The organism is Kitasatospora sp. NPDC024654 (assembly GCF_055559155.1).
Genome location: NZ_JBVHLF010000041.1, coordinates 59,447 through 71,868, shown reverse-complemented (window position 1 = coordinate 71,868; position 12,422 = coordinate 59,447). Strand labels below are relative to the sequence as shown.

10 protein-coding genes and 1 tRNA gene are annotated in these 12,422 nt (G+C 70.6%); 6 read left to right on the top strand and 5 right to left on the bottom strand.

The window, feature by feature from the left end; all coding sequences use genetic code 11:
• Window positions 1-292: 292 nt before the first annotated feature.
• Both ACZ38L_RS23500 and ACZ38L_RS23495 read left to right on the top strand, forming a co-directional pair.
• Window positions 293-838: a Uma2 family endonuclease gene (locus ACZ38L_RS23500; protein WP_465696717.1), complete on the top strand. Its 546-nt coding sequence runs from the start codon at window positions 293-295 to the stop codon at window positions 836-838.
• Between the two features lie 394 nt (window positions 839-1,232).
• Complete coding sequence (locus ACZ38L_RS23495; RefSeq protein ID WP_465696714.1) at window positions 1,233-1,946, top strand: oxygenase MpaB family protein; 714 nt, start codon at window positions 1,233-1,235, stop codon at window positions 1,944-1,946.
• Between the two features lie 8 nt (window positions 1,947-1,954).
• On the opposite strand, the gene ACZ38L_RS23490 is transcribed toward ACZ38L_RS23495, so the two are convergent.
• Together ACZ38L_RS23490 and ACZ38L_RS23485 are read right to left on the bottom strand one after the other, a co-directional pair.
• Entirely contained in the window at window positions 1,955-2,296 is a 342-nt protein-coding gene (locus ACZ38L_RS23490; protein WP_465696712.1) for a transcriptional regulator, read from the bottom strand.
• A gap of 16 nt (window positions 2,297-2,312) precedes the next feature.
• A complete protein-coding gene (locus tag ACZ38L_RS23485) occupies window positions 2,313-2,747 on the bottom strand; it encodes a hypothetical protein (protein ID WP_465696709.1) in 435 nt (144 codons plus the stop codon).
• Between the two features lie 234 nt (window positions 2,748-2,981).
• Between ACZ38L_RS23485 and hrpA the strand changes: the two genes are divergently transcribed.
• Window positions 2,982-6,968, top strand: a complete 3,987-nt coding sequence (gene hrpA, locus ACZ38L_RS23480; RefSeq protein ID WP_465696707.1) for an ATP-dependent RNA helicase HrpA — start codon at window positions 2,982-2,984, stop codon at window positions 6,966-6,968.
• A 116-nt stretch (window positions 6,969-7,084) separates the two neighbouring features.
• A tRNA-Asp gene (locus ACZ38L_RS23475) sits at window positions 7,085-7,158 on the top strand.
• 492 nt (window positions 7,159-7,650) lie between these two features.
• Here the strand turns inward: ACZ38L_RS23475 and bldC are convergent.
• Together bldC and ACZ38L_RS23465 are read right to left on the bottom strand one after the other, a co-directional pair.
• Window positions 7,651-7,857 carry a developmental transcriptional regulator BldC gene (bldC, locus tag ACZ38L_RS23470; RefSeq protein ID WP_014137253.1) on the bottom strand — a complete coding sequence of 69 codons (207 nt, stop codon included), beginning with the start codon at window positions 7,855-7,857 and terminating at the stop codon, window positions 7,651-7,653.
• 517 nt (window positions 7,858-8,374) lie between these two features.
• Entirely contained in the window at window positions 8,375-9,268 is an 894-nt protein-coding gene (locus ACZ38L_RS23465) for a DUF8083 family protein (RefSeq protein WP_465696705.1), read from the bottom strand.
• A 149-nt stretch (window positions 9,269-9,417) separates the two neighbouring features.
• Between ACZ38L_RS23465 and ACZ38L_RS23460 the strand changes: the two genes are divergently transcribed.
• Window positions 9,418-10,593: a Glu/Leu/Phe/Val dehydrogenase dimerization domain-containing protein gene (locus ACZ38L_RS23460; RefSeq protein WP_396557091.1), complete on the top strand. Its 1,176-nt coding sequence runs from the start codon at window positions 9,418-9,420 to the stop codon at window positions 10,591-10,593.
• A gap of 350 nt (window positions 10,594-10,943) precedes the next feature.
• The gene (locus tag ACZ38L_RS23455; RefSeq protein ID WP_396557089.1) at window positions 10,944-11,195 is read left to right on the top strand and encodes a DUF3073 domain-containing protein; all 252 of its coding nucleotides are present in this window, start codon (window positions 10,944-10,946) and stop codon (window positions 11,193-11,195) included.
• 127 nt (window positions 11,196-11,322) lie between these two features.
• Here the strand turns inward: ACZ38L_RS23455 and purM are convergent, their stop codons facing one another.
• A complete protein-coding gene (purM, locus tag ACZ38L_RS23450; protein WP_465696702.1) occupies window positions 11,323-12,402 on the bottom strand; it encodes a phosphoribosylformylglycinamidine cyclo-ligase in 1,080 nt (359 codons plus the stop codon).
• Window positions 12,403-12,422 lie beyond the last annotated feature (20 nt).

The following is a 12,422-nucleotide window of genomic DNA, read 5'->3' as shown; positions in this document are numbered from 1 at the left end:
ATCGACACACCCAGTCAACGCTCCCGACCCCGTCCCGGACACCAGCCAACCGGCCAAACCATCCGAATCACCGATCTGCGAAGTACGGGCCTAGCGGGAACGCCGATCCTCGATGATGAAATCCGTCAAGTCCGAGGCAGACATACGCCCACAGTCAGCTGCCGCGTCGGCCGACCGGGACCGACCCGCGCACTTCTCAGCTGAACCTGACGCGGAGATGAAAGGCCCGGCCGACGGCGGACTCGCCGACTAGGCTGGAGCATCGGCTGACTCACCCGGAAAGGCACCGCGCATGAACCCCGAGCACTTCGCGCTCCTTGAAGAGGCCCGCAGGAGCCTGCCAGACGGGTTCAAGGTCGAACTCTCCGGCGACACCATCGTCATGATGGTCAGCCCCTCGGGTATTCACCAACGGAATCTCTTGGTGGTGCGCCGCCAGTTCGACGTGTACGCCCCGGCAGGACTACTACCCAGCGAGAACACGGACCTCGTCTCGCCCAATGTCGGCAAGAGCCGCAATCCCGACCTGACGTACCTGCCGGACGATGCACTCACGACCAGGGACAACCAGGTTCCTGCCGAGGTTGCTGCGATTGCCGTCGAACTGGTCTCACCGTCCAACCCGGAGAACGACTGGGTGGGGAAGGTACGGGACTACCCGCTCATGAGAATCCCTCTCTACCTCGTGATCGACGCAAGGGAGAAGGCGGTCACGCTCTTCAGCCGACCCGACGGCACGAAGTACCATCGCCGCGAGGACATCGCGTTCGGCGAGACCATCCACATCCCGGAGCCGTTCGACTTCGAGCTGATCACGACCGGCCTGCTCCCCTACTGAGCACACCCAGCACATGTGAAGCTCCGCCGGTTGACGCCAACGCTTACGCCAACCGACCCGGACGATGGCGTTCGACAGCGCCCTTCCACAGACGGAAGAATCGCCCAAACTGGGGCATCTCACCGCCCCGGCTTGGCCTGAAAAGCGGAAGGTCGCCGGTTCGACCCCGGCCCTGGCCACAGTTCTCGAACAGCCACGACGCCCCTGGAGCAGCTCGTTCCGGGGGCGTTCTCGTGCCGCTCGACGCCCGACGCCGCGGCGGACGGTCACTTCTCCCCTCCGGCACACCCCCGTACCCGCCGTCCTGAGGAGCCGCGCCCAACTCCCCGGGGGCAGGGCGGAGTAGCCCGCCGCACGGTGGACGGCTCCCGCGGCGGAGCGGCAGGATCTCCCCATGACCGGGACCACGCCCGACCGCAGCGCCTACGCACGGCTCGTCCTGGAGACGATGCCGCAGGAGTCCCGGATCGGACTCACCCTGGGCTTCGTCCGGACCTTCGGCGTCCCGGAGATCGCCGAAGTGCTGCACGCCACCGGGCGGATGACCACCGAGCCGTGGGACCGGGCCAAGGCCACCGGGACCGCCATGTTCGCCCTGATCGAGCACGGTCCGGGCAGCCCCGAGGGACGGCGGATCGTCGACGAGCTGCGCCGGGTGCACGATCGGCCCGGCATCACGCCGGAACTGATGCACTATGTGCTGGCCTGCTTCACGGTGTGCCCGCTGCGGTTCCTCGCCGACTACGCCGGCCGGCCGGCCACCGGGGCGGAGCTGGCCGCGGCCCGCACCTTCCACCACGACCTCGCGGCGGCCCTCACGCTGCCCGAGCCGCCCGCCGCCGAGCTGGCCGGCCTGGCCGGCTGGATGAGCGCCTTCGAGGACCGCCGGTTCGCCCCCAGCCCGGCGGGCCGGGCGCTCTGGGAGGCGACCAGCGGCCTGCTGGCCACCCGGTTACCCACCCCGCTGGCGCCGCTGGGACCGGCCGTGGCCGCCGCGCTGCTGGACCAGCCGCTCCGGACGGCGCTGGGGATACGCCGGCCACCGGCCCCGGTCCGCGCCCTGGTGTCCCGCGCGCTCAGGGCCCGGGCCCGGCAGGCCGCCGGCTGACCAGCGGCTCAGCCGGGGTCGGCGTCCGACTCCGCCGCCCGCGCCAGCTCCGCCGCGTTGCGCGCGTTGCGGCCGGCGATCTCCTGCAGCGCGGCCAGGTGCCCGGCCAGCCGCTCCCGGCCGTGGGCGGTAAGCGACAACCAGGTCCGCGGCCGCCGGCCCAGGTGCCCCTTGCGGATCCGGACGTGCCCCTCGGCCTCCAGGGCGGTGGCGAGCTTGCTCAGCGCCGAGTCGGACAGCCCGCACTCGTCGCGGACGGTACGGAAGTCGGCCTCCGCGCACCCGGAGAGGAAGGCCACCACGGCCAGCCGGTTCGGGTGGTGGAAGGCGCTCTCCAGCGCACCGTTCACGCTTCTCTCCTCGTCCTCAGCACTCCGGCCGGCCCAACCTGGCCAGCCGGTACCACTCCGCCGCTCCCCCGGTGATCCCCCAGACGATCAGCGTCCAGGGCAACCCGGCGATCGCCCACATCGCGATGCCGAGCGTCGTGGCCACCAGGCTCGGGGCGTTGTCCCGCCAGCGCCGCGCGTTGCTCCGATTCTGCAGCCGCGGGACGACCCCGCCCGCCATCGCGAAGCGGCCCATCAGCCCGAATCCCACCACCCAGGCCACCGCGCCGACACCGATCAGCGCCAGCCGCCAGGACCGGTGTGCCTCCCCGGGCAGCAGGGCGATCCCCAGCGCGACCTGACCGAGGCCGTAGAGCCCACCGCTCACCGGCGGGTACCAGCCGGGCCGACGGTTGCGGACCGCGGCCCGCCGTGCCCCCGCCGCGAGCCGAAGTGCTTCCTCCGCGTCCATGTCCTTCTCCCCGTCAGACGAACCGGGCGAGCCGCCCCACGGTCCCGCCCCTTGCTTTCGATGGTGGCATCTACTTTCCGCATTGGCAAGTAGATGCCCACACAGCAACCCAAGGCATCCCCGCCTGCTCACTCCCAGGTGTGACACTGGATGCGCCACGAATCCGACCGTCCGACCCACCACCGCCCCAAAACCGAGGTGCGCCCGTCCGCCCCTCCTTGCGAACCTAGAGGGATGCCCCCAGTGAGTTCTCCCGCAGCCCAGCCGACCGAGGCACCCACGCCCGAGGCGCCCACCATCGGCGAGCTGGCCGCCCGTCTCCCCGAGCTGACGCTGCGGGACCAGCAGCGGATCGGCCGGCGGCTGGACGGCGCACGACGGGTCCGCAAGCCCGAGGCCCGACAGCAGATCGCGGTCGAGCTGGCCGACGAGATCGCCAAGGCGGAGCTGCGGGTCGAGCAGCGCCGGGCGGCCGTCCCGGAGATCAGCTATCCGGCCGAGCTCCCGGTGAGCCAGAAGAAGGACGAGATCCTGGCCGCCATCCGCGACCACCAGGTGGTGATCGTGGCGGGCGAGACCGGCTCCGGCAAGACCACCCAGATCCCCAAGATCTGCCTGGAGCTCGGCCGTGGCGTCAGGGGCCTGGTCGGCCACACCCAGCCGCGCCGGATCGCCGCCCGCACGGTGGCCGAGCGGGTCGCCGAGGAGCTGCGCAGCCCGCTCGGCGAGGCGGTCGGCTGGAAGGTCCGGTTCACCGACCAGGTCGGCCAGGACACCCTGGTCAAGCTGATGACCGACGGCATCCTGCTGGCCGAGATCCAGACCGACCGCGAGCTGCGCCAGTACGACACCCTGATCATCGACGAGGCGCACGAGCGCAGCCTCAACATCGACTTCATCCTCGGGTACGTCAAGCAGCTGCTCCCCCGCCGCCCCGACCTCAAGGTGGTCATCACCTCCGCGACCATCGACCCGGAGCGCTTCGCCCGCCACTTCGGCGACGCCCCGATCGTCGAGGTCTCCGGCCGCACCTACCCGGTGGAGGTCCGCTACCGTCCGCTGCTGGACGAGTCGGAGGATCCGGAGAGCGACGAGCTCGACCGGGACCGCGACCAGATCCAGGCGATCTGCGAGGCCGCCCAGGAGCTCCAGGCCGAGGGCCCCGGCGACATCCTGGTCTTCCTCTCCGGCGAGCGGGAGATCCGCGACACCGCCGACGCCCTCAACAAGCTCAACCTGCGGTTCACCGAGGTCCTCCCGCTCTACGCCCGGCTCAGCTCGGCCGAGCAGCACAAGGTCTTCCAGCGCTCCAGCAACCGCCGGATCGTGCTGGCCACCAACGTCGCCGAGACCTCGCTGACCGTCCCGGGCATCAAGTACGTGATCGACCCGGGCACCGCCCGGATCTCCCGGTACAGTCACCGCACCAAGGTCCAGCGGCTGCCGATCGAGGCGATCAGCCAGGCCAGCGCCAACCAGCGCAAGGGTCGCTGCGGCCGGACCTCGGACGGCATCTGCATCCGGCTCTACTCGGAGGAGGACTTCCTCGCCCGCCCCGAGTTCACCGACGCCGAGATCCTGCGCACCAACCTCGCCTCGGTGATCCTCCAGATGACCGCGGCCGGCCTGGGCGACATCGCCGCCTTCCCGTTCCTCGACCCGCCGGACTCCCGCAACATCAAGGACGGCATCAACCTGCTGCACGAGCTCGGCGCGCTCGACCCGGCCGAGAAGGACGTCCGCAAGCGCCTCACCCCGCTCGGCCGCAAGCTGGCCCAGCTGCCGGTCGACCCGCGGCTGGCCCGGATGGTGCTGGAGGCCGACCGCAACGGCTGCGTCCGCGACGTCATGGTGATCGCCGCCGCGCTCTCCATCCAGGACCCGCGCGAGCGGCCCACCGAGAAACGCCAGGCGGCCGACGAGCGACACCGCCGGTTCGGCTCGGAGACCTCCGACTTCCTTTCCTACCTGTCGATGTGGCGGTACGTCAGGGAGCAGCAGAGGGAGCTCTCCTCCTCCGCGTTCCGCCGGATGTGCAAGGCCGAGTTCCTCAACTACCTGCGGATACGGGAGTGGCAGGACATCTACACCCAACTCCGCACAGTGGCGAAGCAGTTGGGCGTCACCGTCACCGAGCCGCATCCCGACGCCGAACCGGACGCGGACCGGATCCACCAGTCGCTGCTGTCCGGCCTGCTCTCCCACCTCGGCCTGTACGACGTCGAGAAGCGCGAGTACGGCGGCGCCCGCGGCGCCCGGTTCGCGGTCTTCCCGGGCTCCGGCCTGTTCAAGAAGCCGCCGCGCTGGGTGATGTCGGCCGAGCTGGTGGAGACCTCCCGGTTGTGGGCCCGGATCAACGCCAAGATCGAGCCGGAGTGGGTCGAGCCGCTGGCCGGCCACCTGCTCAAGCGGACCTACAGCGAACCGCACTGGGAGAAGAAGGCCGGCGCGGTGCTGGCCTACGAGCGGGTCACCCTCTACGGGATGCCGATCGTCGCCCAGCGCAAGGTGAACTACGGCCGGATCGACGTCGAGCTCTGCCGCGAGCTGTTCATCCGCAACGCCCTGGTGGAGGGCGACTGGGAGACCCACCACGACTTCTTCGCAGCCAACCGCCGGATGCTCGGCGAGGTCGAGGAGTTGGAGAACCGCGCCCGCCGGCGCGACATCCTGGTCGACGACCAGACCCTCTTCGACTTCTACGACGCCAGGCTGCCCGAGGACGTCGTCTCCACCCGGCACTTCGACGCCTGGTGGAAGAAGGCCCGGCACGACCAGCCCGACCTGCTCAACTTCGAGAAGTCGATGCTGATCAACGACGCCGCGGACGGCATCACCGAGGCCGACTACCCGGACTACTGGCAGCAGGGCAAGCTCCGCTTCAAGCTGACCTACCAGTTCGAGCCGGGCAGCGACGCGGACGGCGTGACCGTGCACATCCCGCTGCCGGTGCTCAACCAGGTCACCGCGGAGGGCTTCGACTGGCAGATCCCGGGCCTGCGGGCCGAACTGGTCACCGCCCACATCCGGGCACTGCCCAAGGCGGTCCGGCGCAACTTCGTGCCCGCCCCCGACTACGCGCGCGCCGCGCTGCGCGAGGTGACCGACCGCCAGGAGCCGCTGCTGCCCACCCTGGAACGGATCCTGCACCGGATGTCCGGCGTCCCGATCCCGCCCGAGGCCTGGGACGACGAGCGGGTGCCCGACCACCTCAAGGTGACCTTCCGGGTGGTGGACGGCAAGCGCAAGCTGGCCGAGTCCAAGGACCTGGAGGACCTCCGGCTGAAGCTCAAGCCCAAGCTGAAGGAGACGCTCTCCAGCGCCGCCTCCGGCCGCGGTATCGAACAGACCGGGCTGACCGCCTGGCCGGCCTCGCTCCCGGTGCTCCAGCGCACCTTCGAGCAGCGCTCCCGCGGCCACTCGCTGCGTGCCTACCCGGCCCTCGTGGACGAGCGGGAGAGCGTGGCGATCCGGCTCTTCGACACTCCCGAGGCCCAGCAGCAGGCGATGTGGGACGGCACCCGGCGGCTCCTGCTGCTGCTGACCAACTCACCGGCCAAGTCGATCCAGGGCCGGCTGGGCAACCAGGCCAAGCTGGCGCTCTCCTACAACCCGCACGGCTCGATCCCGGCCCTCTTCGAGGACATCGTGGCCTGCGCCGCCGACCGGCTGATGACCCTGGCCGGCGGCCCGGCCTGGGACGAGCCGGCCTTCGGCAAGCTCTTCGACAAGGTCCGCGCCGACCTCTACGAGCTGTCGGCCGACACCACGATCAAGACGGCCGGCGCGCTGATCGCCTTCCACCGGGCCTCGACCCGGCTGAAGACGGTGAGCAGCCCGGTGCTGCTCAGCGCGGTGAACGACATCAAGCTGCACCTCACCTCGCTGGTGCACCCGGGCTTCGTCACGGACAGCGGCTGGCAGCGGCTGCCCCACCTGAAGCGCTACCTGCTCGCGGTGGACCGGCGGCTGGAGGCGCTGCCCAACCACCCGCAGCGCGACCTGCAGCAGCTGCTCAAGGTCCAGGAGGTGCAGCGGGCCTACGGCGAGCTACTGGCCGCCGTGCCGGCCGGCCGGCAGCCCACGGCCGAGCTGCGGCAGATCCGCTGGATGATCGAGGAGCTGCGGGTGAGCTTCTTCGCCCAGTCGCTGGGCACGCCGTCCCCGGTCTCGGAGAAGCGGATCCTGCGCGCGATGGACGCGGCGGCGGCCACCCTCTGACGCGCCGCGCGGGCCCCCGGCGACCGGTTCGACCTGGGGGCCCGCGATGCAGTACGATCTGTCTTGTCGCCGCCGGAGACGGCAGCGACGGACACCAGATCAGAAGTGAACACTCTGGTCCCGTGGAGCAGTTGGTTAGCTCGCCACCCTGTCAAGGTGGAGGTCGCGGGTTCAAGTCCCGTCGGGATCGCAGGAAGCGAGAGGCCCGGAACCGTCAGGTTCCGGGCCTCTCGCCGTTTGGGCACTCGACGACACCCGAGCACCGGACGCCCCGTCAGCCCGCATTATCGACGTCCTGGTCCAGACCACAAGAGACCGTCCTGTGACGGTCGTCACTTATTTTTTCTTGAGGTTGGCGCCCGTGGACCCCCCCTGACGAGGGGTTCATTTAATATATAAAATTGCACTGCACGGGTAGGCTTTTCGCTTTTTTCATAACCGGAATCCCAGGCGCCACACCGACCCCATTCGCCTTCCATTCATGCTTCATTACCACCCCAAGGGACAGTCATGAAAAGGTGTATGCTGCTGTCGCCCAAGCCAATCATCAGACCTTTTCGAAATTGCTTCGAACTACCCTCGCGGCACGCCAAAGGGGCCGCATCCCGGACCCGGCGGAGTCCGGGGATGCGACCCCTTGGCGAAGCGTTCGATCACCGGGCCCGGCGGCCCGGCGGGCCATTCAGGCCTCGGTGCGCTGGGCGGGGATGCCGGCCAGCAGGGCACGCACCTCCGCCTCCCGGTAACGGCGATGGCCGCCGAGCGTGCGGATCGACGTGAGCTTGCCCGCCTTGGCCCAACGGGTGACCGTCTTGGGGTCCACACGGAACATGGTGGCGACCTCTGCCGGCGTCAGCAGAGGTTCGGCGTCAGGGGTACGAGCGGTCATGAGCGGCCTCCTCGGAACCGAACCAGGGCGGTTCTATCCTTCAAATTCTGCACCTTGGCCCGCGATGCCCGAAATGGCAGGGACGGACCGAGTCGGTTATAGGACGAACGGCTTGTCCTGGTGTCTACAACTACACCATCCGTCCAGCCCTATCGACCAAACCGCCAAAATTGGCCCCTCACGGGTTCAAGAGCGACGGATGGCGATGGACCACCCCATAACGGACAGTCACCCTATCGTGACGCCCGGTTAGGGAATGGCCAGACCGATCGATTCCCCCCAAAGGGCACACCGACCCCCAGAACCGCCCAGACGCGGGCAAGGACGAGGAGACTTGGGCTGGTTGTCCCATTTCTACCCTTAACGGTTACTTCAGGTCAACGGTGAGTAGTGTCACGTTCGTTGGCTATTGACCCAAACCGGGACCTTGGTCCCGGGTTTCGGAACATGCTTCCTACACCCCCTTCCCTCCCCGCTCCTGGCCACCGGCTGACCCGGGGTCAGCCGCCCCCGCGGCTCAGTTGGCCTGGCGCAGCGCCTGGACCTGCCGCCAGCGCTCGGTGACCGTCCGGTAGGCCCGCGACGCACCCTCGGCGTCGCCCGACCGCAGCGCCTCCAGCCCGTCGGCCACCTCGGCCGCCGTACGATCCGCCGCCAGCCGCTCCGCCCCCATCACGTGCACCAGTCCCCCGTAGTCCAGTTCCACCAAAGACCGCGGATGGAACTCCTCCAGCCAGCGCCCGATCTCCTCCGCCCCCAGCGCCAGCGGCGTCCCGCGCAACCTCTCCCGCAGCACCCGGTAGCCGCGGGCCACCCGGCGCCGTGCCTGGGCCATCGAGGTCAGGTAGAAGAGCGTCGCGGGCTCCGGCCGGCCCTCCCCCTCCACCGGGCCGGCCGGGACGAACCGGCGGTCCTCCGCCCCGAACGGCAGGAACCAGCGCATCGGCACCTCCCAACGGGCCGTCAGGATCCAGGGTCGGGCGTCCGGATGCGCCACCCGCCAGCGGGCCCGGGCAGCCACCGCGTCCTGCCGGACCGCCTGCGGCAGCACGGTGTCCAGCAGCGCGACCGGCATCGACTCGGTCAGCTCGTCCAGCGCCTGCCAGCTGCGCAGCCGGGTCGCCCACGGGCAGACGTAGGTCACCCCGTCGACCAGCCGGACGAAGGCCTGCTCGCTCTCCCGTTCGGGCAACGCGCGGGGAGTCCGGGCGAGCAACTCGGCGAGCGCCCCCCGCTGTGCGTCGAGCGCCGCCCGGGCCACCGGCTCGGCGGCCGACCCGGCGTCCGGCCCACGGGCCGCGGCGTAGGCCTGCCAACGGGCCCGCTCCGGCTCGGGGTACGCGGCGAGCGGCTCGTACACCCGCAGGTGGGCAGCGTAGGGCGGCAATACCGAGGTGCGCACAGCGGTCACGTTCTGCATCGTCGCACGCACCCGTGACGGACCGGGAGGACCCGGGACGGGTTCGGGAGGGGGCCTCCCGGGCGCCCCCGCCCCTGACTACGCTTCGCGGTAGATGCCCGCACCACAGCAGCGGGCCAGCAGATACTGGAGTCACCACAGTGACCGACGTACGCACCGAATCCGCGACGCACCCCGCATCAGGCGTGCTGAGCCGGATCTTCCGTACTGAGCAGGACGGCGTCCCGGGCGACGGCCACGAGCAGGTCGTGCTGTGCCACGACCGGACGACCGGACTCAAGGCGATCATCGCCATCCACTCCACCGCCCTGGGCCCGGCCCTCGGCGGCACCCGGTTCCACCAGTACGCCTCCGAGGAGGAGGCGCTGGAGGACGCGCTGCGGCTCTCCCGCGGGATGAGCTACAAGAACGCGCTGGCCGGGCTGGACCTCGGCGGCGGCAAGGCCGTGATCATAGGCGACCCCACCGCGAAGGCCGAGGGCGGTGACAAGTCCGAGGCGCTGCTGCGGGCCTACGGCCGCTTCGTGCAGTCGCTGGCCGGCCGCTACATCACCGCCTGCGACGTGGGCACCTATGTCCAGGACATGGACGTGGTCGCCCGCGAGTGCGACTACGTCACCGGGCGCTCCCCCGAGCAGGGCGGAGCCGGCGACTCCTCCATCCTCACCGCCTTCGGCGTCTTCCAGGGCATGCGGGCCTCGGCCCAGGCCCGCTGGGGGGCGCCCACCCTGCGCGGCCGCAAGGTCGGCGTCGCGGGTGTCGGCAAGGTCGGCCACTACCTGGTCGGCCACCTGGTCGCCGACGGCGCGACCGTGGTGATCACCGACGTCTCGGAGGCCGCGGTCAACCGGGTCCGCGCCGCCCACCCGGACGTCGAGGTGGTCGCCGACAGCAAGGCCCTGCTCGCCGCCGGTCTGGACGTCTACGCCCCGTGCGCGCTGGGCGGCGCGCTGGACGACGACACGGTCGGCGCGCTGACCGCCGCCGGCACCTCGGTGGTCTGCGGCGCGGCCAACAACCAGCTGGCCCACCCCGGGGTGGAGAAGGACCTGGCCGACCGCGGCATCCTCTACGCCCCCGACTACCTGGTGAACTCCGGTGGCGTGATCCAGGTGGCCGACGAGATCGACGGCTTCAACTTCGAGCGGGCCAAGAACAAGGCCACCAAGATCTTCGACACCACCCTGGAGATCTTCACCCGGGCCACCGCCGACGGCGTGCCGCCGGCCGTCGCCGCCGACCGCCTCGCCGAGCGGCGGATGCGGGAGATCAGCGCGCTGCGCACGATCCTGCTGCCGGGTGCCCGCCGGGGCTGATCCGCGTCGGGTCCGGCGCCCGCATCACAATGTGGAACCGGATTCTCGGTCTGTCCCCCGATCGGGCGATCCAAGCGCCCCGGTCGGGGGATAATCGGTCGGAGAAGAACGGTCCCGGTCACCCTCCGGGCAGCCTGCGAAAGCCTGGAATTCCCCGCGTGACCTGGTCAGACCTGGTCCCTCGGGGCGACAGTGCGCGCCACGTCACACCGGCGACGTACCGTCCGACGGCGGAAACAGGTACCGTTAATGCTCCAAGGGACGGCTCTCCCACTTCGGGCGCGCCGCTCCTGATCATGAACACGTGTCAGACTCGGGGCCGTGAGCCCCACCGTTGAGGGGGTCGACCCATGGGGCGCGGCCGGGCCAAGGCCAAGCAGACGAAGGTCGCCCGCCAGCTGAAGTACAACAGCGGCGGCTTCGACGCTAACCGTCTCTCCAGCGAGCTGGGCGTTTCGCCCGTTCCCTCGATCAACCCTGAGCCGGTCGAGGACGAGGACGAGGACGACCCCTACGCGGCGTACGCGGATTACTACGCCGACGAGGACGAGGATGACGAGGAGGCGGGCGCCGGCCACCAGCAGGCCCGCCGCCGCGCCTGACCGTCGGCCCTGACCGGTCCGAGCGCTACCGCGCCGGGCCGGTCTTCGGCGTGTCCGCGGCTCTCGGCCGCCGGACGTAAGCGAACGGGCCGCTCCCCTGCCGGGGAGCGGCCCGTTCGGCGTTCCGTCAGCCCGCGTACTCCCCGTACAGCGCCGCGCCGGCCGCGTGCTCGCTGCTGTCCCGGGTGACGACGTCGCCCAGCTCCCAGGCCTCGACGCCGCGGTCCTCCAGCACCGAGAGCACCACGTCCACCGAGCTGGGCGGGACCACCGCGACCATGCCGACGCCCATGTTGAGGGTCTTCTCGATCTCCAGGGTCCGCACCCGGCCGACCTCGGCCACGGTCCGGAAGACCGGCAGCGGGGTCCAGGTGCCGCGGTCCAGCCGGGCGTGCAGGTGGTCCGGGATCACCCGGGCCAGGTTGGCGGCCAGCCCACCGCCGGTGACGTGCGAGAAGGCGTGGATCTCGGTGGCCCGGGTGAGCGCCAGGCAGTCCAGCGAGTAGATCCGGGTGGGCTCCAGCAGCTCCTCGCCCAGGGTGCGACCGAACTCCGGCACCTCGCGGTCGAGCTGCCAGCCGGCCTGCTTCAGCAGCACGTGCCGGACCAGCGAGTAGCCGTTGGAGTGCAGGCCGGAGGCGGCCATCGCGATCACCACGTCGCCGGCCCGGACCCGGTCCGCGCCGAGCAGCGCGTCCGCCTCGACCACGCCGGTGCCGGCGCCCGCCACGTCGTACTCGTCCGGCCCGAGCAGGCCCGGGTGCTCGGCGGTCTCGCCGCCGACCAGCGCGCAGCCGGCCAGCACGCAGCCCTCGGCGATGCCCCTGACGATCTGCGCGACCCGCTCCGGGTGGACCTTGCCGACGCAGATGTAGTCGGTCATGAAGAGCGGCTCGGCGCCGCAGACCACCAGGTCGTCGACGACCATGCCGACCAGGTCGTGGCCGATGGTGTCGTGCTTGTCCATCGCCGCGGCCAGCGCGACCTTGGTACCGACCCCGTCGGTGGCCGTGGCCAGCAGCGGCCGCTCGTAACGCTTGAGCGCGGAGACGTCGAAGAGCCCGGCGAAGCCGCCGAGGCCGCCGACCACCTCCGGGCGGTTGGTCCGCTTCACCCACTGCTTCATGAGCTCGACGGCGCGGTCGCCCGCCTCGATGTCCACGCCGGCGGCGGCGTAGCTGGCTCCGGACTCTTCGGTGCTGGTCACAGCTGCAAGGCCCTCTCGGG

What these genes read in the sequence shown, in the direction of transcription:
- ACZ38L_RS23500 (WP_465696717.1), top strand. Translation starts at nt 293, where the DNA reads ATGAACCCCGAGCACTTCGCGCTCCTTGAAGAGGCCCGCAGGAGCCTG.
- ACZ38L_RS23495 (WP_465696714.1), top strand. Translation starts at nt 1,233, where the DNA reads ATGACCGGGACCACGCCCGACCGCAGCGCCTACGCACGGCTCGTCCTG.
- ACZ38L_RS23485 (WP_465696709.1), bottom strand. Translation starts at nt 2,747, where the DNA reads ATGGACGCGGAGGAAGCACTTCGGCTCGCGGCGGGGGCACGGCGGGCC.
- hrpA (WP_465696707.1), top strand. Translation starts at nt 2,982, where the DNA reads ATGCCCCCAGTGAGTTCTCCCGCAGCCCAGCCGACCGAGGCACCCACG.
- bldC (WP_014137253.1), bottom strand. Translation starts at nt 7,857, where the DNA reads ATGACCGCTCGTACCCCTGACGCCGAACCTCTGCTGACGCCGGCAGAG.
- ACZ38L_RS23455 (WP_396557089.1), top strand. Translation starts at nt 10,944, where the DNA reads ATGGGGCGCGGCCGGGCCAAGGCCAAGCAGACGAAGGTCGCCCGCCAG.